This window comes from Pseudomonas sp. PS01297, assembly GCF_029959305.1.
In the GTDB taxonomy this organism is placed as follows: Bacteria; Pseudomonadota; Gammaproteobacteria; order Pseudomonadales; family Pseudomonadaceae; genus Aquipseudomonas; species Aquipseudomonas helleri.
In genome coordinates this window covers 23,693-48,395 of the sequence record NZ_JASCPQ010000005.1, presented here as the reverse complement: position 1 = coordinate 48,395, position 24,703 = coordinate 23,693, and the positions used below count along the sequence as shown (strand labels likewise).

At 54.9% G+C, this 24,703-nt stretch carries 10 protein-coding genes; 5 read left to right on the top strand and 5 right to left on the bottom strand.

Annotation, left to right across the window (positions count from 1 at the left end; translation table 11 throughout):
* Positions 1–2 precede the first annotated feature (2 nt).
* Together QMX84_RS03430 and QMX84_RS03425 are read right to left on the bottom strand one after the other, a co-directional pair.
* A complete protein-coding gene (locus tag QMX84_RS03430; RefSeq protein ID WP_282363153.1) occupies positions 3–683 on the bottom strand; it encodes a Fe2+-dependent dioxygenase in 681 nt (226 codons plus the stop codon).
* A 24-nt stretch (positions 684–707) separates the two neighbouring features.
* Complete coding sequence (locus QMX84_RS03425; RefSeq protein ID WP_282363152.1) at positions 708–3,086, bottom strand: TonB-dependent siderophore receptor; 2,379 nt, start codon at positions 3,084–3,086, stop codon at positions 708–710.
* A 188-nt stretch (positions 3,087–3,274) separates the two neighbouring features.
* On the opposite strand from QMX84_RS03425, the gene QMX84_RS03420 reads away from it, so the two are divergent.
* Positions 3,275–3,985 (top strand): response regulator, encoded by a 711-nt coding sequence (locus QMX84_RS03420; protein ID WP_123749294.1) that lies wholly within the window; start codon positions 3,275–3,277, stop codon positions 3,983–3,985.
* The gene (locus tag QMX84_RS03415) at positions 3,982–5,370 is read left to right on the top strand and encodes an ATP-binding protein (RefSeq protein ID WP_282363151.1); all 1,389 of its coding nucleotides are present in this window, start codon (positions 3,982–3,984) and stop codon (positions 5,368–5,370) included. Before QMX84_RS03420 ends, QMX84_RS03415 begins: the two co-directional genes overlap by 4 nt.
* A 132-nt stretch (positions 5,371–5,502) precedes the next feature.
* Here the strand turns inward: QMX84_RS03415 and QMX84_RS03410 are convergent, their stop codons facing one another.
* Positions 5,503–7,629, bottom strand: a complete 2,127-nt coding sequence (locus QMX84_RS03410) for an HAD family hydrolase (protein ID WP_262124686.1) — start codon at positions 7,627–7,629, stop codon at positions 5,503–5,505.
* A gap of 578 nt (positions 7,630–8,207) precedes the next feature.
* Complete coding sequence (locus tag QMX84_RS03405; RefSeq protein WP_262124746.1) at positions 8,208–9,173, bottom strand: alpha/beta hydrolase; 966 nt, start codon at positions 9,171–9,173, stop codon at positions 8,208–8,210.
* Between the two features lie 341 nt (positions 9,174–9,514).
* Between QMX84_RS03405 and QMX84_RS03400 the strand changes: the two genes are divergently transcribed.
* Genes QMX84_RS03400 through QMX84_RS03390 form a run of 3 tightly spaced genes read left to right on the top strand, consistent with a single transcriptional unit; the run spans position 9,515 to position 21,672 of the window.
* Positions 9,515–12,469, top strand: a complete 2,955-nt coding sequence (locus tag QMX84_RS03400) for a Tc toxin subunit A (RefSeq protein ID WP_262124685.1) — start codon at positions 9,515–9,517, stop codon at positions 12,467–12,469.
* A 33-nt stretch (positions 12,470–12,502) separates the two neighbouring features.
* A complete protein-coding gene (locus tag QMX84_RS03395) occupies positions 12,503–17,311 on the top strand; it encodes a neuraminidase-like domain-containing protein (RefSeq protein ID WP_262124684.1) in 4,809 nt (1,602 codons plus the stop codon).
* Entirely contained in the window at positions 17,308–21,672 is a 4,365-nt protein-coding gene (locus tag QMX84_RS03390; RefSeq protein WP_282363150.1) for a SpvB/TcaC N-terminal domain-containing protein, read from the top strand. Before QMX84_RS03395 ends, QMX84_RS03390 begins: the two co-directional genes overlap by 4 nt.
* Positions 21,673–21,752: 80 nt before the next feature.
* Here the strand turns inward: QMX84_RS03390 and QMX84_RS03385 are convergent, their stop codons facing one another.
* Complete coding sequence (locus tag QMX84_RS03385) at positions 21,753–24,671, bottom strand: RHS repeat-associated core domain-containing protein (RefSeq protein WP_282363149.1); 2,919 nt, start codon at positions 24,669–24,671, stop codon at positions 21,753–21,755.
* Between the last annotated feature and the right edge of the window lie 32 nt (positions 24,672–24,703).

The following is a 24,703-nucleotide window of genomic DNA, read 5'->3' as shown; positions in this document are numbered from 1 at the left end:
GCTCACACGTCGCTCCAGCGACGCAAGAGGTTGTGGTACACGCCGCTGAGTTGCAGCAACGACTCGTCATCGGCCTGTTGTGCGCTCAGGCGCTGAATGGCCACATCCATGTCGAGTAACAGGCTGCGCTGGCTGTCTTCGCGGACCAGGCTTTCGATCCAGAAAAACGCCGCCACCCGCTCGCCACAGGTGACAGGATTGACCTTGTGCACGCTGGTGCCGGGGTACAGCACCAGATGCCCGGCCGGTAACTTGACGCTGCGCTCGCCAAAGGTGTCGCGGATCACCAGTTCGCCGCCGTCGTAGGTCTCGGGATCAGTCAAAAACAAGGTGGCGGACAGGTCGGTGCGTACTCGTTCGCGCACACCTTTGATGCCGCGAATGGCGTTGTCGATATGAAAGCCGAACGCCTCGCCACCGCTGTAACGATTGAACAAGGGCGGATAGATCCGCTTGGGCAGCGCCGCTGACATAAACAGCGCGTTCTCGGACAGCCGCGCGAGGATGCGCTGGCCAAACAACAAACCCAACGCAGATTCCTCGTTCAATTGGCGGTTGAACTTGTCACGGGCCGAGCGCTGCCCGGCCGTGACTTTGCCATCCACCCATGGTTCAGCCAGCAGCCGCGTGCGCATCTCGTCCACTTCGTCGGCGGTGAAGACGTTGGCAATGTCGATCAGCATGCGCGGCTCCCACGCCCGGCAGGCTTAAAAGTCATAGTCGATGCTGGCGGTCAGCGTGCGCCCGGCACCCGGTACGCCATACAGCTGGAAACCATCCAGGGAGGCGCCGATGCGGCTGAAATAAAAGGTGTTGAACAGGTTGTCGACGTTGAGGTTGACCGTGGTCTGGCGGTTGACCTTGTACTGCGCCGCTACGTAGTGCACCCAGTAGCCCGGCGCCTTTTCTTTGTCGCGAGTATAGATCGGCAGCACCCCGGACGGGCCGTCGGCGTTGCTGCTGTTATTGTTCAGGCCGCCCACGTATTTGTTGTCGGTGTAACGGCGACGGCCGACATAGTTGGCGCCGTAGCTGAAGCTCAGGTCGTCGGTGAAGGCATAGGTGGTCCACAGATTGGCGGTCAGGTCGGGAACGTTCTTGGCCTCTTCGCCTTTGTTGACGCCCTTGGTCTGATCGCTTTTAAGCGCTGAGAAACCACTGTAGGCCGTCCAGCGCTCGGTGATGTTGCCTTGCAGGCCCAATTCGACGCCGTCGACCCGTTTGGCTGGCAGTGCGCGCACCGGCGAAGCATCGCCTTCGGTGTATTCCCAGGAGTTTTCCAGCTCGGTACGGAAAATCGCTGCCGTCACGCTGATGCCTTTATCCAGCAAGTCCCACTTGGTGCCGAGTTCATAGGTTTTCGATTGGGCGGGTTTGTAGCTGCTGGTGCTCGCCGCGCCATAGATCTGGTTGTTGGTCGAAGCGCCCACCGCCGAGGGCTGCGCCGATTGGCTGTACGACGCGTAAATAGTGCCGTTTGGCTGGGGTTTGAACACCACACCGGCACGGCCGCTCCAGGCGCCCGAGGTGTCTTTGATATTCGCCTGGCCGCTCTGGGTGGTTTCGGCAGTCCAGTGGTCATAGCGCAGCGAGCCCATCACTTGCCACCACTGATTGAGGGTCAGGGTGTCGGCCGCGTACAGCCCGGCGTTGTCGATGCTGGAGCGCGGTTCGTTAAAGCCTTTGGTGGTGTAGACCGTATCAAAGCTGTGTTGCGGGTCGCCCATGTCGAACGTCATGTTCGCCGCCGGGAACTTGGCGTTGCGGTGCAGGCCGCCGTAGGTTTCGTGGTAGAGATCCAGCCCGGTGACAGCCTTATGGCTGATGGAGCCGGTGTCGAAGGCAAAGCTGAGGTCGGTCTGGTTGTCGAGGATGGTGTAGCGCTTGGACAGGCCGAAATCGCTGCCGCGCAATACGCCATCGGCGGTGCTGCCGTTGTTGGTGTAATCGGTGTACACCTTGACCCCGTTGACCGTCGACACCGGGCCAACACCGACATAGCCCAGGGTGGCGCAACGGGTGCCGGTGCAGGTCTTGGAACCATCCGGGTTGGCAGAGAAAAACCGTGCCGGGGACAAGACCGCAAAGTTGTCAGTCTGTTGCCAGCGCACCTGGTTGGTCAGCAAGGCGCCGTTGTCAAAGTCATGTTCCAGCTTCCCGGTCAGCGAGGTGGTCTCGGTCTGCTGGGTGTACAAACTGGAGTCGCCGTACCAATTGTTGCGTTTGACACCGGGCATGCGTTTGCCATCGGTGCCGCGCAAAATCGGCAAGCCGCCGTCTGGGGTGTTGTCGTCCTTTTGATAGAAGAAATCGAGGTAAGCACGGGTCGGTGTCGACAAGCCCAAGGCCAGTGAGGTGGCGATGCCCCAGCGGTCGTAATCGACGTCATCACGGTCGGCCACCTGGCTTTCATGCTTCATCAAGTTGATGCGCACGGCGCTGGTGTCGGTCAGTTCCTGGTTGATGTCGGCGGTCACCCGGCGGTAACCGTCGGTGCCGACACCGGCAGAGATGCGGTTGGCATCGCCCAAATGGGCTTCCTTGCTCACCAGGTTGACGCTGCCGCCCACCGCTGAAATGCCCGACTCAATCGCGCCGGTGCCTTTGAAGACTTCAGCTTGTTGCAGGTTAAAGGTGTCATTGCGACTCGACATGCCCGCATCGCGCACGCCATCGACTGTCAGGCTTTGCTCGGACGAAAACCCGCGTATAGAGAACAGGTCACCCCAGCCCAGGTTGCCCTCCCCTGACATAAAGGTGATGCCCGGCACGTTGCGCAGAATGTCTTGCAGGCTCTGCGCATTCTGCTCCTTGAGCACTTGTTGGGGCACGATGGTGATACTTTGCGGGGCGTCCAGCAGCGGTGTCATGACTTTGCGCGAGGACACTTCGTCCACCTTGAACGGTGAATCGTAGCTACCCTGAACACTCAAGGCAGGCAAGGTCAGAGCGGCGTCAGCTTGCTCGGCAGCACGGGTTGGCACGCTGAAGACTCCGAGCGCCATCACTCCGATAAAGGGCGCCAGCGTGCCGTTCAAGGCATAAGGGGTATTGCGAACAACAGCCGCATCGGGTGACGATGGCATCGGACCTTCCTTAATTACAATGACTCGCATTTAGATTCGCCATTCTAAAGAGGGTCATTGCCGGCAATTGTTCGACTTTGTATTGGCGGCGCATGAAAATCGCCGCCACAACATTTCATTACATTTCGCTGGCCTCGCCATCGCAAAATCCGCTATTGCACATCTTTCCAAGGCCCAGACGAGTTCACATGTCCAAGCTAGATCACGTATTAATCGTCGATGACGACCCCGAAATCCGCCAACTGCTGGCCGAGTACCTGCGCGATGCCGGCTATCAGACGTCAACGGCCTGTGACGGCAAGGAAATGCATCGCCGCCTGGAGATGAACGTCATTGACCTGATCGTTCTGGACCTGATGCTGCCCGGCGAAGACGGCCTCAGCCTGTGCCGCACGTTACGGGTGACCTCCAATATTCCGGTGATCATGCTCACCGCGCGCGGCAGCCTGATCGACCGCATCGTCGGCCTGGAAATTGGCGCAGATGACTACCTGCCCAAGCCGTTCGATCCGCGAGAATTGCTGGTGCGAATCAAGGTGGTCTTGCGCCGGGCGCAGAGCTTTCCGGAGCGGGCACGGGTCGACGAAGCGCCCTATGTGAACTTCGACGGCTGGCGCCTCGACACCCGCGCGCGTCAGGTACTGTCCCCCGAAGGGCTGGTGATCAGCCTCGGCAACTCCGACTACCGTGTGCTGCGCTTATTGTTGCAGCACCCTAACCGCCCGCTGAGCCGGGATTTTTTGCTTAATCATGTGTTCGAGAAAGACAGCACGCCCTTCGACCGCTCGATTGATGTGTGCGTCAGCCGCCTGCGCCAGCAACTGACACCCGAGCTGATCAAAACCGTGCGCAACGAAGGCTACATGCTGACCTCAAGCAAGGTGACCCACGAATCATGAAGCTGATACCGCGCACGCTTTATGGGCGGCTGGTGATCATTCTGGTGGCCGGTATGCTCGGCGCCCAGGTGGCTACCAGCAGCATCTGGTATGACGTGCGTCACAGCCAGGTGCTGGAGATCCCGACCCGATTGATTGCCAGCCGCCTGGCCGATATCGTGCGGGTGTCAGCGTCCAGCCCCGAGAACACCGCCCAGTTGCTCAGCAACTTGAACACGCCTGACTTTCAGTTGACCGAGCACGATGCGCCCCTCCCCGCCAGCGCGCGGCTGTCGACTCAGGATCAAGCGACTGAAGACCTGCTGAAAAACCTGATCAATGAAAAAACCGGCACCCGCACACCTCTGCGCTTGCTCAACTTGACCCTGCTCGATCAACAGGGCCAAAAAGCCGGGATCAACAGCTTGTTCGGCTCCAGCCCGGTCGCTGGCCAATACGCCCTTGAACTACAACTGCCCAACGGGCGCTGGCTGCAGGTGCAGGCCAAAGAAGACCAAGGCTGGACCAGCCTGTCCCGGGCCGATGTGATGCTCGACTACTTTTGGCGAATCTACCTGGTGCGCATCATCGTGCTGGTGATCATCGCCCTGTTTGCCGTGCGCCTGGCCATTCGGCCATTAAACCAACTGGCTCAGGCCGCCCAGGCGCTGGGCAACGATATTCGCCGCAAACCACTGGAAGTCAAAGGGCCGGTAGAAGTCCGCCGCGCCGCCGAGGCCTTCAACCTGATGCAACAGCGCCTGCTGCACAGCCTGGCCGAGCGCACACGTTTTTTGGCGGCGGTGTCCCATGACCTGCGCTCGCCAATTACCCGCCTGCGCCTGCGTACCGAAATGCTTGATGACGAGCAGCAAAAGCAGCGCTTTCGCAAAGACCTGACCGATATGGAGGGGTTGGTGTCGACCACGCTGGAGTTTGTCAGCAGTGGTGAAATTAACGAAGCCCGGCAGAACATCGACATCAACGCCTTGTTGCAGAGCTTGCAGGCTGACCTGCAAGACATTGGCGAGCACATCACCCTGACAGGCCGCGCCAAACACCCGGTGTCGGGTTATGCCCGCAGCCTCAAGCGGTGTGTGCAAAACCTGCTGGAAAATGCCGTGCGCTACGCCCGTGACGTGCAGGTGATCGTCGATGAGCAACCTGAGCATTTAGTCATTACCGTGCGCGACAGCGGCCCCGGCATTGCGCCTGAGCAACTGACACAAGTGCTGGAGCCCTTTTATCGCCTCGACACCTCACGCAACAGCAGCACCGGCGGCTACGGCCTGGGTTTGAGCATTGCCCAGACCGTAGCAACGGCCCATGGCGGCACGTTGGTGCTGCGTAACCGCCCCGAAGGCGGGCTGGATGCCGTATTGACGTTAAAGATCTGTAGTCGCTGACGAGCGGAGCGAGGCTGCGATCGAGGACGCAGTCGTCGTAAATCCGGGCAATGCGGTGTCTCAGGCATACCGTGTCATGGGATTTTACGGCTGCTGCGCAACCGATCGCAGCCTCGCTTCGCTCCTCAGCGACTACAAGCCACAGACGGCAGGCAGTTGTTCGTGTAACCGAGCAAATTGCTTGCTAATGGACTTCACCAGCGCAGCATCTGCCACCGGGTCCAGCCCCGAGTAAGCTTTGCCGTTGTAAGGGCCGCTGTACGTCAGCACGTCTTCAATGTTCCCCGACGCGTGATACACGCTGCGGATCAACTGGCTTTCCAGGTCTTTGCTGTCGGCGCAATACAGTGCGTAATGCAACGCCAGGGCGCTGCCAAACTCCAGGGCGCTGCTGTCAATGCCGTGCTTACGGGCCAGATCAATGCTGCGAAAAATCCGTTCGTTACGTTGCAGTTTGCGTAACGGATCACGTCCAACGCGGGCACACGGGTCTTTGAACGAGGTGTTGCAGCGTTCCAGAAAGGTTTTCGAAAAATCTGCCACCGCCTCGGCCATCTGCGGGTATTCGGCCACCAGCGCCGGGCCAACCTCTTGGTGAATCAAGCGTTCAGCCAGGGCGCTGACCCGCGCATCACCCATGCCCTGCCCCAATACGTTGTAACCCAGCACACTGGCGTACCAGGCAATGATCGCGTGCGGGCCGTTCCACAGCAGGTTTTTCATGACCTGGGTCTGGCTGATGTCGTCCACGGTTTTGATCTGACGCAAACGCTCCAGCAAATTACTGCTGCGCTCTGCGTACAGCGGCATGTCCGACTCGCTGTTAAACAAGATCAGATGCAACTGGCTGAGGGCGTTGCTCGACTGGGCAAAGGGCCGAAAACGTGCGATCAGACGTTCATACTCCGGCGCAGGCACTTTGGGTGAAGCTTTACGGGGCTCTGGCTGCTCGTCCAGACTGTTCTGGAAAATCTTCGACTTGATGCGCAACTGCCGCACCAGTGCATCGTTGGAAATTTTCGAGACGATACGACTGACCACTGTTTCTGCAAAATGGGTGTTATCAAGAATTTTTTGCGCAATCTCCGGCGACACTAGCTGAGCCAGCTGGGTTTTCACGTGACGCCTTACAAAATCGGCCCCGCCCACCTTGTTCAGCACCGTCAAAATCGTCAGTTCACGCCCGCGTCGCTCATAGCGGCGGATCAATCCCTTGGCAATCACGTGCGCCTGATTGCGAATGGCCGTTTCGGGCAAGCTCAGCCCGATGATTTCCGCCACGTCGTACATGCGGATCACTGCTTCGGCGTCGTCCAGGTCGATCATGGTCAGGTTATCGATGGTCTGGTCGAATGACGTCGCGCCATAGCGCACGCTGTAGCGGCCAAATGCCTGGATGGTGTCGCGCAACATCCGCGAGCGGGTCGCGGCAATGATTTCACACGGCCGGGTATAGCCATCCCAGTGAGAGAAAATCTGCGTCAGATAGCCGCCGCCCATGGCGCCAAAACCATGAATCCCGACGCTGAACTGGTTGAACGCCTGCGGGAAGCTCTCGGTCAGCTCCGGCGTGCCCAGGTCGGGCATGCAGTCGTTCAAGTCAGCCAAGAACTCATGCATGGTCTGGTAGGCCTTGAGAGCCCCGGCCTTGATCTCGGGCGCGGGGGCTTTGATGTCTTCGATCAGAATCGGCTGGCCTTCGGCGCGGATCGCCGAGAGCAAGCCATTTTCGGAGTCTTCGAGCATCAGGCAATGCGGCGCCAGACAATTCAGCGCACTGGCTGCGGTCAGGAAAATCTCTGGATGCGGCTTGCCCTGGGTCACTTCGTCACCGCACACCGTGACATCGAAATACTTCAAGACATTGGCGTTGATCAGGTATTCCTCGGCAATCGCACGCCGACTGGAGGTGGCAACGGCCATGGTCAGGCCGTACTTGCGCAGGCGTTCCAGCACTTCGAGCAAGCCATCCTTGATCGGTACGCCATGGTCACGCACATAGGCCAGTTCCAGCTCATCCGCGCGCTTGCGCACTTGGGCATAGGGGAAGTCTTCGCCATGATTGGCCTTGGCCAACGCTTCGGCCTTTTTCGCGCTCAAGCCTAATGACCCAATAAGCGTTTCTTCGCTCAGCGGCGTGCCGTGAAGCTCAACGGCAGCTTGCTTGAGGGTTTTGAAACGCAGGCGTTCGGTGTCAAACATGGTGCCATCCATATCAAAGATGGCGCTCAAGATTCTCTTGCCCTGGAAATAGATCATGGGGGTGTCGTTCCTTGTACTGCGAGCGCTTGGCCGCCTGTTTCTGGATGGCCAGCAAAGCGCTGATGGAGACCTGAAACCACTGTCCAGTAGACGCAGCAGGTCAACAATGAAAGGTTCAGATAAAAAGCCGGGCAGCCGTACACGCCGTTAAAAACGTGCGGTAAACGCGCCGGTTGGGCGAACGATCAGAAAAAATCAGGCGGAGGGATGTAACAGTGACGCCAGTTGGCACTGCTCCCTGAAAAACAGGGTTTTAGGTGGGGTAATGCGAGGTTTGCCAGGAGGCGAGAGAGACACCCTGTGGTTGCGCGAACACAGCCTTTTAGATGAGGCCCACATTGCGCAATCAGGGTGGCGAAATGTGAGCCGAACTGGCGATGGATACGTGTGCTTCCGTCCATAAGTGGTTGTCATTTCCTGTAAAACTATTGAATACCTTTTTAGCTATAACGCAGGTAAGCGCTCTAAATCAAGGCTCGATTGCAGGAAAATACGCACAACGTGTAGGAGCTGCCGAGGCACGAAGGCTGCGATCTTTGGATTTTCACCCGCAATATCGCAGCCTGCGGCAGCGACTACAAACTGCTTAATCGCTCTATCAGCACCCGATTAAACCCTGCCGGATCTTCCATTTGTGGCGCATGGCCCATACCGGGGAACTCGACCAGTTGCGCGCCCGGAATCAGCTTGGCCGCTTGCTTGCCCAAGACCTTGTAATGCCCGATTCTGGCCTTGACCTCGGGCGGTGCAATATCACTGCCGATGGCTGTGGTGTCGGCATCACCGATCAGCAACAACGTCGGCACTTTCAGGTTGGGCAATTCATAGAACACCGGCTGGGTAAAGATCATGTCGTAGATCAACGCCGAGTTCCACGCCACCCGCTTGTGCCCCGGCCCTTTGTTCAAGCCGGCCAGCATATCGACCCAGCGGTCGTACTCAGGCTTCCACTGCCCTGCATAGTAGGTGTTCTGTTCGTAGGTACGAATCCCTTTGGCATCCAGCTTCAATTCGCGCTCGTACCATTGGTCAACGCTGCGCCATGGCACGCCCAGGGCCTTCCAGTCTTCCAGACCGATGGGGTTGACCAGCACCAGCTTCTCGGTCTGCGGCGCGTACATCAGCGCGTAACGCGTGGCGAGCATACCGCCGGTGGAGTGGCCGATCACATCGGCTTTGTCGATGCCAAGGCTGGCCAGTAAAGCATGGGTGTTGGCTGACAACTGTTGAAAACTGTACTGGTAGTCTGCCGGTTTAGTTGAGCTGCAAAAACCAATCTGGTCCGGCGCCACCACCCGATAACCCGCATCGCTCAAGGCCTTGATACTGTCACCCCAGGTCGCCGCGCAGAAGTTTTTGCCATGCAGCAAAACCGCCGTGTGGCCATTGGCGGTGCCGGTCGGCGCTACATCCATATAGCCCATCTGTAGCGCTTGGCCCTGAGAGTGGAAGGCAAAGTGATGCAGCGGGTACGGGTATTCAAAACCTTGCAGCTCCTCACCGTAGCTTGGCGTCGAGGGTTCGGACGCCGCATTGGCCATTAACGGTAAAGCGCAGGCGACCAACAGACAGGCGGATGAGCGCTTGATAAATGACATAGCAGTTCCTTAAAGGGGCTGGGGCCAGATGCAACGCTGAAAGAAGCAAAGTGCCCTCCTCAACGGCTCTGAAGCGTCACACCGAGCGATTAACACTAGGTTAATGCGTAGCCCGACTTTTCATTCGCGCCATTATGTCAGGCAAGCAAAACGCCTTTATCTGTAAGAAGAAGCGATATCTCCTAGCCTGCAAAGGGCCCGGTCTGGCTGTCTACACCACAGTGCCTTGATAGCTTCGAAGGGACCAAAGGATTGTCCATTTGGCCCTAAGGAGTAGCCTCGCTATGCCCGATTCCTTCCCTCTGCTGCATTCGTTAATCGATCCTCCAGCGCCAACCGCCGAAGGCAGGCTTGACTTCAAACAGACCATGGCAGCGCTCAACCTGCATTCGGTCTTCGACATCATTCGCTTATCCAGAACCGAATTTATCGAGCAGGTGGCCCAACACTGCGATGACGATGCTGGCCAGGCCTATGACAACGCCTGCGGGTACGCCGCACAGTTGGAGTTCCTGCACCGGGAGCAAGCGTCGCTCAGTGATGACCAGACCCGGCACAAACGTAGCGCTGACAGTGAAGCCCAAGTCGGGCCGACCTATGCAGCCTTGTTTAAAGAAAACTGGAGTGCATTTTGCGAGGCATCATCAATCGCTGCACTCGACTCGCCTGTAGCTTACTTGCGGGCCTTGTACCTGTTTGCTGAGCAGGTCGAAAAAACCGGTAAAAACATCGACAAGCGCAATACCCTCGCGATACGACGTCCCACCCTTAAAGACATGGTGATAGACAACTCAAGCGTCTCCAGGCAGCTACCGATGTTGACCATTGTCAATGAAACCTTGACCGGGCTTTTGACAAAACACTTGGCCAATAATTCCGATGTGAAGAATAGTGAATCGGTGAATGAGGCGCAGGCGAATTCCGATGTGAAGAACAGCAAATCGGTGAATGAGGTGCTGGCGATTACGCGCTATCCCTTTAATCTGCCTTTTGACCTAGCGCACCAACAATGCTTGCTGGGCTTGAGCGGTAACAAGCCCGGGGTGGGAGAGCTGAATTATCGATTGAGCCTGAGTTTGCCGCTCGGTCAATTGCCATCAAACGCTTATGGCAAGGTATTCCAAGAGGCCTACGTGGCCCAGCGACTGCTTTCAGAGTTAAGTCCGGGACAACAACTCCTGTTAACCGAGCAGTTTTGGACAGAAAGTAAATCCGCTTTCGATACCCACTATGGCAGCGATGAAAAAGCTCTGAAAAAGCTTGCTCATTTTATGCAGCAAACCGGGCTGACATCGGCACAGATGGATGAACTGCTAGCGAGAGGCAAGTACCTGCCTCGGCCCTCTAAAAATATACTGCCTGCACCGATGGCCAGTCTTTATGGTGCTTACTTCGTCAATGGCACAACAAAAGACGACTCAAGCAAACGGTTAGATCTTCAAACCAATGACAAAGGTGAGGTTGAACTGCTGAACACCACTGCCGAAAAATTTGATCGTCTGCAGCGCATGATCCGCTTGCAGCGCTGGTTAGAAGTATCTTTTACACAACTGGATACCCTGATTATCAGCGCCACGCGTTGTGAAGACAGCTCGAAAGAAACTTTGGCTATTAATGACAACACCCTGCGTGTACTAGGCGTCTACCGCTACTTTAACCGTCGATACGGCCTGCAGGCTGAAGAGTTTTCAGCATTGCTGTACCGCCTGCCTGTCCATGCAGTGGGGAACAGTGATTCGTTGTTCGATCGGGTGTTCAACAGAGGGGCATTAAACGAACAATCCCTGAAACTCGATGACAGCCCTCTGAACCTGAACGCAACAGACATGGCCACACAAACCACCCTGTATCAGATTTGTGCAGCACTTGGCCTTAGCAATACGGATGAGTCACTGGGTTTTGTGGCTAAACGTACCCAACAGATCAGCGGCGATCTCAAAAATGACTTAACAACGCTTTCTGCTTTTTACCGACAAACGCGGATTGCCAGCCTGTTCGGGCTTACCGTTATGGATTGCGCTTATCTCGCTGAGATGCTGGGTGCTGCAAACTTTTCTGAACACTGGATCAAACCCGATTTGCGCTCCTCAGGCTCTAATACGCCGGCGGACTTTCTTGATGTGCTTATGCAAATGGACTGGGCAGTCAATTGGCTGAAGAGTAACGGCAGCAATGTGCAGCAATTGCGCCATCAACTGTTTCTGAATGATAAACCGCAGAGTTCGGCTGTCACCCACCAGTTAGAGCAGCTCAATCAATTAATTGATAACTTCAAGAAAAATATATTCAACCAAGAAGAGATTGATACACTATCTTTGCCCACGCTTAAGAGTAAGGCTAAGACAACGCCAAACCCCACCCCAAAGTTACCGTCCGCATCGCAAACCTGGCGCAGTTTGATTGCCCAACAGTTAGTTCAACACTCCAGCCTGAAATCTCTTAAGCAAGGCATCAAGAATGTCATCTCTAATCACGTAGAGCTCAACACTGACACCCACATCGCCCAACAACAAAAAGATATAACGCTCAAAACACTTGAGCCCCTTCTGGTGTCAGCCTACAAGCGTATTCAGCCAGTAGTCGAGCACATTATGGAGTTGTTCAAGGACACTTCACACCTGCCTGATTCGAGCGATTTGCTAAAGCTGCGGCTAAAGCATGTCGCTCGCCAATTCGTAAACGCACTCGCAAAGCCACGATCAGACTACGAGCTCAAAAACCTGCTGTTAATAATCCCCGATGCAGAAAACACATTGCAGTTGCCTCTGACGCGAGAGGCCTTGCACATGTTTTTACTGAAGCCGCATTGGCTGGACAGCCATAACGGTCCTCATTCTATGCTCAAATTGACCCTTAATACCCTGTATCTGTTCCAGCAATTCAACCACTGCATCAACACCTACGCAGTGACGCAGGACATCCTGTTGAGTTACTTCGCAGTCTCGAATCCCGAACCCGTGAAAAGTGATACGGCCGAACTGGCTCAAAGCTGCAACAAATTACTGGGAGCGATCCTCAATTGGGACCCCAAAGAAATTGAAGGGCTAGTCAATCGCTTGCCAGCCAAGCGAGTGCGTTCAGTGCAGGAACTGGAGTGGCTGATGCGTGGACATGACATCGCCACAATTACCGGACTTTCCAGCAAATTGCTGCTGACAGCCATCCATTTAAACGCGCATATCTCCGATCCTGAATGGCAATTGCTGGGCAAAGCCGTCATCGCGGCGCAAAAACCATAACGTTTTTCTTTCTGAATAACTCAAGGAACGACCATGCCTCAAACTCTCGATCAGCAACTCAATGAAAAATTGCGAGATGCACAACTTGCATTTTATTTAGCCCATGCACTCCCCCAAGACGCAGAACTCAAAACACTGGGATTGACACAAACATTCAAGACAGCCGAAGACCTTTACACCCACTGGTTGCTGGATGTGCTTGTCAGTCAGGCCGTGCCCACCAGTCGAGTGGCTTGCGCCATTGCCAGCCTGCAGCAATATATCAATGGCATTTCACTGGGACTGGAGCCCGGCTATGAATCCGAGGGCATGTCTCCAGCGCAACTTACAACCTGGCAAGACACGCTGCATACCTATTCAATCTGGCATGCCCACCAGCAGTTACGGTATTTCCCCGCTACGTTTTTAAATCCAGAGTTGCGAAATAACAAAACCGATAATTTTCAGCAACTTGAAAACGACATTAATCAAAGTCGAATTCAATCAAGCTCCGTCCTTTCTGCGGTACAAAGTTATCTGGGTCGATTCGAAGATATTGCCAACCTGACCACCCTCAACGGCTACATTGATGGCGACATCACTAACATGGCCAACAGCACCTATTACTTCGTTGGCAAATCAAGAGCAGAGAATACCTATTATTGGCGGTCACTGGACATGGCCAAACGTGCCATAGATCCGCATGCCAATAGCACAAGTGCCTCAAAAAACGACAAACCTGAAGCCTCAGCCTGGTCGGACTGGCAAAAAATCCCCCTGCCCGCATCAGAAAACATCCCGGATCGCAGTGTTCGCCCGGTGTATTTCAACAATCGGCTGTTCATCATTTGGGCCCAAGTGGTAAAACCCACCCCTTCATTCAGTGAGCCCGCCCAGCTTTCCGACTTTAAATATGACGAAGACGAAAAGCAGTACAAAGTCCGCTCCGAATCGTTTCTTAAAACTCGCCTTTCAAAGATCAGCCTGAATTACATATATCAGAAATACGATGGTAGCTGGAGCATGCCACAAGTCTGCATTGATGAGTACAACACACTCAAGGTAAGTGCAGATGGCATTAATGCCGCCACGACTACTATTGCCACGCTGGATTCAAAAACTTACCCGCCTTCTCTATTTCTGGGCTTGCACATTAAAGCCGTCCAGATCGGTACCAACCAAACAATCACAGAGCTGGCTCCAGGTTTTTACCAAGCCGTCAGACTCGACCTGCAGTTCGATATCAAGCCACTGTATTCTGTTGGAACGCTGCAAGACTTTATAGCCTATCCAGAACATAAGAAGCTGGCCGAACAATACAAAACCATTTTTGCAATTCACAACGAATACAACTTCAATTTTCACGCCCCTACCAGCCAATTACTAGAAGCTAAATACACCAACACACCCATAGACATAAACACAACTGCCTGGAACTATGAAGAGACGCAAAACAACATAAAAAACTTTTCAAATGAACACGAGATGCGATTCAACACTACCACCAACTCACTTGAAATTAAGTCCACCGTAGAAAAACACTTTCCAAAACACTTAAAACTCATTATTGAGTCAAGCACTGGCCCGAACAGAATCAGGCTTGAACTGGTGATTACCTTTACCGTAGACGGCCAGCCCAGCACGCGATTAGACTCATCCTCCTCTATTACATTTACGCAACAAACTCTCGCCTCTAGGCATTTACAACAAATCGTCATTACCAACACCAGGAGCCTTGAAGCGTTTTCAGATTTTATCAAGCCACCTCCAAGCGAACACCTGACCAAACTAATGCTTGAAAACAACCAAACAACCATCAACCTGAAAGACTGGACAATAAACACAGATACTTTCAACCATTTTCTCAACCTTAGTTCCGACCCCTACACGATCAGTGTCAAGCTAAAACCCGACAACCAAGAAGACTCATTAAACGACTTATTGTTCGAAGACCTGAGAATCACAGTTTTTACTCGCACTTACAAGCAAATCATCATCATTCCTCTCAAGGTTAATCCGCCTGTTTCGGAAAAAATACTCCGCAAAAACACCCTCATCATTGGCGAGGATGACGAAGCACGTCGCTATCTAAAAGGTACGTCATTTGAACTAAAGCCCGGACAGTCAATTACAACTCAAGTGCAACTCGACGCTAAATCCCTACAAACCTATGCTGTAACTAATGCAGCAAACCCGACCGTTTCAGAGCAGTCAAAAATCACCCTTCTGCATGGCGTCGCTATTCTTGAGGTGGACATCAGGCACTCGCAACCTTACCTATTGGGCTATGCACTCAAGGAAGTGACAGTAATACTGGACACAAAGGCTAAATCCATTATTCCGCGAGCGCCAAAACTCAAGCGAGTTGAATCAAACACCAAGAGCACAATCGAATATATCGACTTCAGCGATTCAATCATTAAATACAGTGATGCCCCGCAACAAAATATTCTGCGTACGTCTATACGTATGAACACCGGTTTTGCCGAAACGCTGACAAAAGCGGCTAATGTCAGCCTTGAAACGCTCTTCTCATTACCTCCCGACTCATGGTTAGAAGCTCAGTTAAAAGATAATGGCCTACTTGAGGCGCTTGACTTTCATGGCGCCCATGGCAAGTACTACTGGGAGCTTTTTTTGTATCTGCCTTGGCTGGTTGCCTATCGCTTGAATATGGAACAGCGCTATGCTGAGGCTCAAAAATGGCTGCATTATCTTTTCAATCCGGGTAGAAAAACTGACCCTAAGGATAATAATTCCGGCGTCTGGCGGCTTAAAGTCCTCACAACACCCATAAGCGAACTCAGTTATGCCCGAGACAACCCTTACGATCCAAATCAAATTGCTTTAAGTGCGCCTGTTCATTTTCGCCAGGCCTTGTACCAGTTGTACCTTGATATTCTGATCAATCGAGGCGATGCCGCTTACCGACAAATGACCGCCGACAGCATGGCAGAAGCCAAGCTTTGGTATGTACGCGCCAAACGTTTGCTCGGGCCACGCCCGGACCTTACAACCATTGATCCATGGACCAGAATCACTCTTGAAAAACTAAGTGCGACAGCGTCCGATGACCTGCGAAAAATGGAAGCGAATGTCAGCCAGAGAGACGTGGCATTAGCGGTTCCAAGTCGTAGCTCCGCTCACGACAATCAGTCCTCACTCACGGCAGACACACCTTATTTTCTCCGACCTTTGAACCCAAGCCTGACTGCACGATGGGACAAAATAGACAGTCGGTTGCATAACTTGCGCCACCATCTCGACCTCGCGGGTAAACCGTTGCAACTCTCCTTGTATGCCACCCCGCTATCACCGCATGCGCTACTGTCAAGAGCGGCTCAAGGAGGCAACAGTCACATCACTGCCTTGCACACACAGCAGATCCAGGCTGGCCATTATCGCTTCCAGGTGATGCATGCGCAGGCCATGCTGGCTGTCGATAACCTGATTCAATTTGGAAACACCTTGCTGTCGCTACTTGAGCGAAAAGAGCAGACAGAACAGATCGCGCAGCAATATGCACAGGCATGGGACCTGAGCGCAGTGGCTGTAGAACAGCAGGCTCAAGCACTGCTCGTTGATGAAAAAAATCAGTTGGCCTTGCGCGCCGGTCGCAGGATCGTCGAAGCCCGCACCAAGTACTTCGAGAAACAATTGCTGGAAGGTGTCAACCCGGGTGAAACCCGGGCCACTCAGGAGTATCAGGAAAGTGCAATGGTGGAGATCGGCGCCTATACCGCCCAGACGGCTGCCGGTTTTGCCATGTTAGTGCCAAATATTTTCGGCACTTCAAATGGTGGCGTGCGATATGAAGGCGCTGCGCACGCACTACAAGCAACACTCCAGGGTGCAGCCCACATAAAACGCTCCAATGCTCTACACCTTGAACGCACCGAGCAATTCAACCGCCGCAACCAAGAGTGGAGTTACGCACTGGAGCAAGCCCAGCTTGAACTCAGTCAGATTGATGCCCAGCTTGAAACCTATACAGAGCAAAGCCGAGTCTCGCACTTACAACTTAGACACACTGAAACGGCGCTGATACAGGCCAAAGCGACTTACGAGACACTCAGCAAACGCTTCTGCAGCGTTCAACTTTATCAGTGGCTCAACAACCAACTGGCGACGTTTTACTTCCAGGCCTATGACATGGCTCATTCACTGTGCCTGGTCGCTCAAGCATGCTGGCAATTTGAGCAGGCAGACTATACCCGGACATTTATTCAGAACACCCTGTGGAACAATCAATATCGGGGCCTGGCGGCGGGTGAGTCGCTTAAGCTCAATCTGCTACAAATGAGCACTGCCTACCTGCAGCACAACCAGCGGACGCTGGAAATCAGTAAGACCATTTCACTGCGCCAACTGCACCGCAAAAACAGCGATGCGACGCTGATTCCAGAGTGGAGCGCACTTAAGACTGATCTGCTGGTCAACGGCACCGTAGACTTTGAACTCACTCAAGCACTGTTTGATGCTGACTATCCGGGGCACTATCTGCGCCGAATCAAAAGCATCAGTGTGTCGCTTCCTGCAACGTTGGGGCCTTATGAGAACATCAAGGCCACCCTGACCCAGACTTACAACAAAATCCAGTTTTCCGAAGCGCCAGACAGCATCAAGGAAAACCTGCATGTACATGAAGAAATAGCCCTCTCTACCGGCCTGAATGACAACGGCCTGTTTACTCTGAATTTCGATCACGATGAGCGCTACTTACCCTTCGAATACACTGGCGCCGTGTCTCGCTGGCAACTGGCATTTCCCAACCCTGAAGATCAGGCCATCCTGCTGGGGTCATTGACCGACATCATTGTGCACGTGCGCTACACCGCAAAAAATTCGGGAGGCAGAGCATGACCGGCCAACCAGGCAATAATGAGGTGCTCACCCCTGCTCTGCCCAAGGGCGGGGGTGCCATCCAGAGCATCGGCACGGGTTGGGGTGCTGTGGGCATGACGGGGCAGGCATCGTTTGACATACCACTGCCGCTGTCACCCGGTCGCGCTTTCGCACCATCACTGAGCCTCAGTTACCGCAGCACGCTCGGCAATAGCCCTTTCGGCATGGGCTGGAGTTTATCGGTCGGGGCTATTGTTCGTAATACGCTCAAGGGCGTGCCGTCCTACACCGAGCAGGATGGCTTTATCAGCGCTGGCGGTGAGGAAATGTACGCCCAGCGCAACGCACAAGGAGCGCTCATCTCCAGCACCGTCAGTGAGTTCAACGGTGTAGAACTCAGCGCGCCACACACTGTGGTGCGTTATTTTCCGCGTATCGAAAGCACTTTTGATCGTATCGAACATTGGTCGACCAGCGCAGACACGTCGGGTTTCTGGTTGGTACAGAGTGGCGATGGAAACATCCATTTTTTTGGCAAAACCCAAGCGGCGCGCTGTGCAGATCCCGATGCGCCCGAGCATGTCGCGCAATGGCTGCTTGAAGAAAGTTTGAGCCCCCACGGCGAACATATTTACTACGACTACAAAAGCGAGACGGCCGCCCAAGACGCCAGCCAACCCCATGACTATCGGGCGCAGCGTTATCTGGTACGTGTTTGCTATGCCAATCTCAAGGCACTGAAGAATCTCGTGCTCTGGAATAGCCATGCTCCGGCAGACATACAGTGGCACTTTGAGCTGGTACTGGACTATGGAGAACGAGCAATAGGGCTGACCGAAAAGCCCACTTACACCGAACAGAATCCCTGGTTACAGCGTCAGGATCCGTTCTTCAATTACACCTACGGCTTTGAGCTCGGCACGCAAAGGTTGTGTCAGCAAATCTTGATGTTCCATTACTTTCCTGACGAGCCGCAGATGGGGCCGGCTCCAGTGCTGGTCCGGCGCCAGGTGTTGCAATACCAGTTCACTGAAACGGGCGGCAACTTATTGCATATCGTGCAAAACCAGGCCTATGACGCATCCGACAGCACGGGTAAATGGCCGCCACTGAGGTTGAGGTACAGCGCCTTTGTGCTGAAAACCGAGCCTGAAAACTACCGGCCTTTCGACGCTTTGCAGGTGCCCCTCAGTCAGACAGGCTATCAGCTAGTGGATTTATACAACGATGGCCTGCCGGGGGTGCTCAGTCGCTCAGACCATAACTGGACTTACCGGGAACCGCTCAGAGCATCGCCGTCCGAGGGCAAGGACGCGGTGAGCTATGGCCCGGCGCAAGTTTTACCTCGTGTGCCTGTTGCGGACTCGAGCCAACCCACCCTGCAAGCACTGAGCGATCTGAACGGTGATGGCCAGCTGGATTGGGTGCTCGCACAGCCCGGCATGAGCGGCTTTTTCACCCTCAATGGCGACAGAAGCTGGTCAGGTTTTACCCCGTTTGCAGCACTGCCCCAAGAGTTTTTCCACCCTGCCGGCCAACTGGCCGACTTGATGGGTAACGGGATCCAGGACCTTGCCCTGATCGGCAGCCAAAGTGTTCGGCTATATATCAATCAGGGCACTGCAGGGTTTACGCCAGCCCAGCAGATAGACCATGAACCCGACGCTGACGCCCTGCCGCAACCGGGTAACTCGGCCACTGAGTTGGTCGCGTTCAGTGATGTACTGGGTAGCGGGCAGCAGCACCTGATCCGTATTCGCCATGACCAGATCACCTGCTGGCCAAACCTGGGACGCGGTCGCTTCGGTAAAAGTTTTGTGTTCGCCAACCTGCCTTTCAGTTACGCGGCGTTCGATCCATCGCGGGTTCTACTGGCTGACCTGGATGGATCCGGAGCGGTCGATCTGTTGTATGTAGAAGCCGATCACGTGCAGATTTTTATGAACCGCTTTGGTAATGGCCTGCAATCGCCGCCCGCCTTTTTAAAGTGGCCGGAAGGCGTGCGTCATGATCGTTTCTGCCAAGTCACTACTGCCGATTTACAGGGCATTGGTTGCTCCAGTCTAGTGTTGACGACGACGCATCCCACACCCCGTCATTGGCGCTATGACTTTGTCAGTCACAAGCCATACTTGCTGACCGGCGCCACCAACAATATGGGGGCGACGGCAACCCTGAGCTATCGCAGTAGCGCTCAGGAATGGCTGGATGAAAAACAAGAACGTCAGTTAGCCAAAAAACCCCTGGTCAGCGGTTTGCCATTCCCGCTGCATCTGGTCAGCCAGCAGCAGCAGCAAGACTTGATCAGCGGTAACCGGATGATCCAGCAGTTCCAGTACCGGGAAGGGTTTTATGACAGTCGGGAACGCTCGTTCCAGGGGTACGGTTTATTGCTCGAAACTGACACGCCCAACCTGCTCGGTGAGCCTTCAGGTACCGAACACAGCGATGCACTGCTGAGAAAATCGTGGTTTCACACCGGCAAACACATTGACATGCCACTCACTGGTTACTACGACAAGGACAAAAATGCCAAGAGCCCAGGTTTAACGTTGCTCAGCCGTCTGGACACCGACAGCCTTCAAGACGCACTGATCACCACTCGCTCGGACTCGATGGTCCGGGAGATGAAAAAGGCCCTCAGCGGCTCGGCGCTGCGCGAGGAGATCTACGCCGCCAACGATCCAGCAGAATCGGCAGTGCCCTACTCCGTCAACCAGCAACGCTACATGGTCCGCATGCTGGAGCCCTCAGGGTGCATGTTGCTGGCGATTGAGTCGATTGCCCGACGCTATGAGCGCGAACCGCTTGATCCGGCCTGCAGCCATACCCTTAACCTGCGTGTAGACGCGTACGGTAGCCTGGAACACGGTGTGGCGATCAATTACGCGCGGCGTAAACTCCCGACCGACACGCCGCCGTTCACCGACACGCATCAGCAAACATGGTGGCGCGATACCCACGATTCAGCGCAACAAGCCTACTACCTGACAGAAGCCCGCGCCCAGGCCATTCACTTGGTCGAGCCTCAATGCTGGCGTCTGGGCTTGCCCTATCGTCAGCGCAGCAATGCATTAGTGTTACCTAAAGGCAAAGGCGCGAACACCCTGGACGACGGACGCATCAGCTACGAGCACTTCATTTCAGACACCGCTGACAGCCCTTTAGGCGTCAATGCCGAGCGCGTGCTGGCGGGCATGTCCGAGCACTATTACTGCCTTGCTCAAAGTTCTACCCCCCTGCCTGCAGGCCAGGCCTCTATTCAGGCGCTGGAGCATCACAGTGAACACACGGAACTGGATGAACAGGCATTGGCCGTGTATGACGACGTACCACGCATGCCCGGAGCCGAACCTTTCGACCTGGAAAAGGCGCTGACCGAGGCCCACTACACCCCGATGACTCCGTTTCTGCCAGATCCAGAGCCAGACCTGTCTGAAAAACCCGCCAAAACCGTGTTATGGGCAATCAAACAAGGCTTTGCGATCTATAGCGGTCTTGCCGATTTTTACCGGGCCAATCGTTTTCGCGCCACAGAAGACCATGGGGTCACTGTGGTTGAACATGACCGCTACCACTGTCTGGTCACCTCGGTTAAAACCCCGGATGGCTGCACAACCCAGGCTAAACATGACTATCGCTGCCTGCTACCAATAAAGATCACCGACCCGCAAAACAACGTGCAAGAGGCCCGCTATAACGCATTTGGTCAGTTGCTGGTCACCAGCTTCTACGGCGAAGAAGACAGCAAGCCCGTGGGGTTTGACCCCTTGGATAACTATGTCCGCCCCAAAGATGACAGCCCGAAAGCCGCCATTGCTGATCCTGGCAAAGCCGTGCAGAAAGCGGCCAGCGCCTTTTTTTATCAGCCCTTCAGTTGGATGAAAAACCGTGAACCCGTGCATGTGGCGGTGCTGCAAGCCGACCGCTACCCCACCAGTACGGACAGTGCTGAGCTGATCATCCGTATCAGCCTGGCGTGCAGCGACGGATTCGGCCGGGTTCTGCAAAACAAACAACTGACCGTGCCTGGGCCTGCTTATCAAATCGACAAGAACGGTGCCCTGACACTGGACAGCAGCGACAAACCAGTAAGCAGTCACAGCGACAAGCGTTGGCGAGTCAGCGGCCGGGTCGAATACAACAACAAAGGTCAGGCAATCCGTCAGTACCAACCGTACTTTGCTGATCAATACCGTTATCTGAATGACGCGTCACTGCGTGCGAACGGCTACTGCGACCAACTGTTCTACGACCCACTGGGGCGCGTGATCAAGACACTGCATGCCAACGGTGATTTCAGTCGCCAGACCTATTGCACCTGGTACACCATCAGCGAAGACGAAAACGATACGTACGAGCCAAATTCAAACAGTTAGGTGAGCTCCCGTCGTACTGGGTGACCCCAGTACGACGTGGCATGCGGCCCGCGTAACAGCGAACTATACCGCTCGGGTCATTAGCGCCGATGTGGATCGCGAAGACCGACTGCCCGGTAAGTACGGCCGCCTGTGTGCTCAAGCATCAACCGTACAGCGCCTCGCCTGGTTGATCCCGGATGACCATGTAAGTCTGCAGACCAGAGTCTGTCAGCATGACGATGCCAGTTAACCGCTGCAAAACGCCCCACTTGCAAATGACCCAGGGTAATACCAATGCTTCGTCCTGCAGCGCCCTCCATTAAATGCGTTATCTGCGACTCGTCAATAATGAAGCGGGGCTCAGACGCTGCGCCCGCTTGCGAAGTGCTTTCACCGGAGGGCTCTGCCTGCTGTCTATTACCCAGTTTTTTTCTGGCCAGTGGAGTAGCCGCTTGAGTTTCAAACTGGCTGACACTGCCCTGAGCGGATGAGGGGCGAGATGCTGGTGGCGCTGAAGTGTTTGCACGCTCCGAATCTCGAAGCTGAATAGTCTTGAAACCTAATTGTCTGATTTCCCTTGGCGTGGGCTCACGTGTGCTTTCCATCACGTTTAGCTGTAGACCTGCCCGAGCAGGCCCAATGTAGGCATAGATATTTTCGTTGGTCGCAGGGCTGAAAGCGATGGCAAGCCCTTCTCCTTGGTATCCCTGACGATGGGTATAGATGAAATTTACCAGCCTGTTTGTCTCTTCTCTGCTCAGCCCCCTGCGCTTTGAAGTTTCCAGAATGACATTAGTGACCAACTGGGCGTATCCCGCCTCCCCTGCCCCCATGGATTGCCATTGTTCTGCTGCGACAGTCGCGCGCCAACGCCTTAAACTCAACGCAACACCCGCCGCCGCGCCGGTCATCGCGCCCTCTCGTGGATAGCCTGCTGCCCAGCCCAATGCATACCCGACAAGGGTCAGAGCGCCTGTAACTACTATTCTTGCCAGAGCACGAGCAAGGGTCAGGTTGGACACCAGCCCCGCCACGTCGGTGAAGGTGATGGGGTTATTGCCGACCATTGCATACAGGTTAAGGCTGTCTACATCGCCTGCGGGGTCGGGGCTGATCCAGCGCATCAGCCAAGGCGCGTAATACCGGTAGCCGTAATAGTAAAGCCCGGTGGCGTCACGTTCTTTGCCGGAGTATCGCACCGTCTTAAACCTGGCCTCGACCTGACTTTTCGCAGCCCACCAGGCTGTACCGCCAAACGGGTAATACCCTTCCTGGCTCAACAAGGCCGCCTGTTCGTCAAGTTCAAGGGTACTGCTGGTCGTAGCGTCCACAAGGCTGAAACGCAGTTGCTCGTCTGCAACACCCGCAGGACGCTTGTGCTCCCATACAAGGGCCCTGATGCGGGTGAGCCCGGCCTCAATCGACAGCACATTCAACGACTCGCCTGTGGCGTCATTACTGTGCAACTCAAGGCCTGGCAAATAGCGCACTTGCTCAATGTGCTGGCGGTTTTTAGCCAAACTTGAGCGCCTCTTGAATACCCGCAGGCCTGCACCATCATAGCCATAGGTTTCGTCGTCACTACCGCCCTGCTCACGAACCACTTGCGTGACCCGCTGCAGTTGGTTGCGTGCATTCCAGCTCATGGCCTGGCCGCGCATGAGCAATTGCTGGTTGCCATTTTGATCAAAACCCTTGAGCGGGTCGGCGTCCGATTCAAGGCCGTTGAGCACGCTGTGATTACTGTGCGCGGCCGTGTTGAGGCGCTGCGTATACCCCTGTCCGCTGGACGGCACGTGCCGCATCTGCACAAGATTGCCGCTCTCGTTGTACTGATAGTGGCGGGTGTAGTTACGCATCAGGCTGTTATCGGTAGAGCCAAACTGCGCCAGGGCCGGTAATGCCGGGCCGATCGCATGTAACGCATTTTCGCGGCCGGTCGCCTTGATCAACTGGGATAACGTGTCGTATTCAAAGCTGGCGGTCGCGTCGATTTTCGTATTGCTGGCCCACGTCGTGGGTTGTGCCGCGTCGCTGATACTGAGCACATTGCCAACGCGGTCATAGGTGTAGGTCAGATCTTGCAAAATGACCGGGGTAGTCCCCGGCTTGCGCGCTATCAGCTTTAACAAACGCCCATCGTGCGGCCTGTACGTGGCTAGCGTCTGCACATTGTTGCCCGCACGCTCTGACTCAACCTGGCCCTGTGCGTTGTAGGTGCGCAAGTCGAACAACACCTTGCGGGTCCCGCTCTTGAACACCAATGAGGCTTTAGTCAGCTCGCCCTCAGGCCCGTATAACGATTGCTGGCGATTACCCTTGGCATCCGTTTGCTCAACAAGATCACCCAACGCATCGTAGCGCCACGCGCTGGTATGACACTCAGTCTCCAGTTGCGCCTTGCGAACATCGAGCTGCGCAGACCAATCAAGCGCTTCCTCTGCCCGTAAAAACAGGCGGCCTTGCTGGGCAATGGCTCCCGATAACGCGTATTGCTCGAATAGCACGCTCCCGGCTGGGTCATCGTGACGAATCAGTCGGCCACACTGGTTGCGCGCTGAATGTTGGGTGTTCATCGCGGCGTACTCCAGCCGCTCGGTACAACGCTCACGCGTGTCATCGTCGGCCTGTTCATACACGGCAACCGGCCTGAGAACAGAGTCAAATTCATAACGCTGCAGTGAGCCACGTGCATCCCAGACCGATAACAACTGACCCGCAATACCGCTCAATGCAATACGCCAACCGGCATCGATACTGTGGCTGCGCAAGACGCGCCCGCTCAAACTGTGCCGAAGGCGCTGATTGGGTTGCACCGCAGGGTCAGTTTCTTGCAGGCGGTGCAGACGTGCATCCCACTGCTGTTGCAACTGGCCGCCGGCGCTAAACGTTTGTCTATGCACGCGCGCTTGGGGCTCATCCTGGGCTCGGGTGCGATGATAAGCCACCGTGCGCAGGGTCAGGCCTCTGGGGTCAAAGGCTGTCAATGACGGTGTGTGCTGATGTAACGAAGACATAAGAAATGACCTGTTTTACACAATAATTCAAA

What these genes read in the sequence shown, in the direction of transcription:
- QMX84_RS03430 (WP_282363153.1), bottom strand. Translation starts at nt 683, where the DNA reads ATGCTGATCGACATTGCCAACGTCTTCACCGCCGACGAAGTGGACGAG.
- QMX84_RS03425 (WP_282363152.1), bottom strand. Translation starts at nt 3,086, where the DNA reads ATGCCATCGTCACCCGATGCGGCTGTTGTTCGCAATACCCCTTATGCC.
- QMX84_RS03420 (WP_123749294.1), top strand. Translation starts at nt 3,275, where the DNA reads ATGTCCAAGCTAGATCACGTATTAATCGTCGATGACGACCCCGAAATC.
- QMX84_RS03415 (WP_282363151.1), top strand. Translation starts at nt 3,982, where the DNA reads ATGAAGCTGATACCGCGCACGCTTTATGGGCGGCTGGTGATCATTCTG.
- QMX84_RS03410 (WP_262124686.1), bottom strand. Translation starts at nt 7,629, where the DNA reads ATGATCTATTTCCAGGGCAAGAGAATCTTGAGCGCCATCTTTGATATG.
- QMX84_RS03405 (WP_262124746.1), bottom strand. Translation starts at nt 9,173, where the DNA reads ATGGCCAATGCGGCGTCCGAACCCTCGACGCCAAGCTACGGTGAGGAG.
- QMX84_RS03400 (WP_262124685.1), top strand. Translation starts at nt 9,515, where the DNA reads ATGCCCGATTCCTTCCCTCTGCTGCATTCGTTAATCGATCCTCCAGCG.
- QMX84_RS03395 (WP_262124684.1), top strand. Translation starts at nt 12,503, where the DNA reads ATGCCTCAAACTCTCGATCAGCAACTCAATGAAAAATTGCGAGATGCA.
- QMX84_RS03390 (WP_282363150.1), top strand. Translation starts at nt 17,308, where the DNA reads ATGACCGGCCAACCAGGCAATAATGAGGTGCTCACCCCTGCTCTGCCC.
- QMX84_RS03385 (WP_282363149.1), bottom strand. Translation starts at nt 24,671, where the DNA reads ATGTCTTCGTTACATCAGCACACACCGTCATTGACAGCCTTTGACCCC.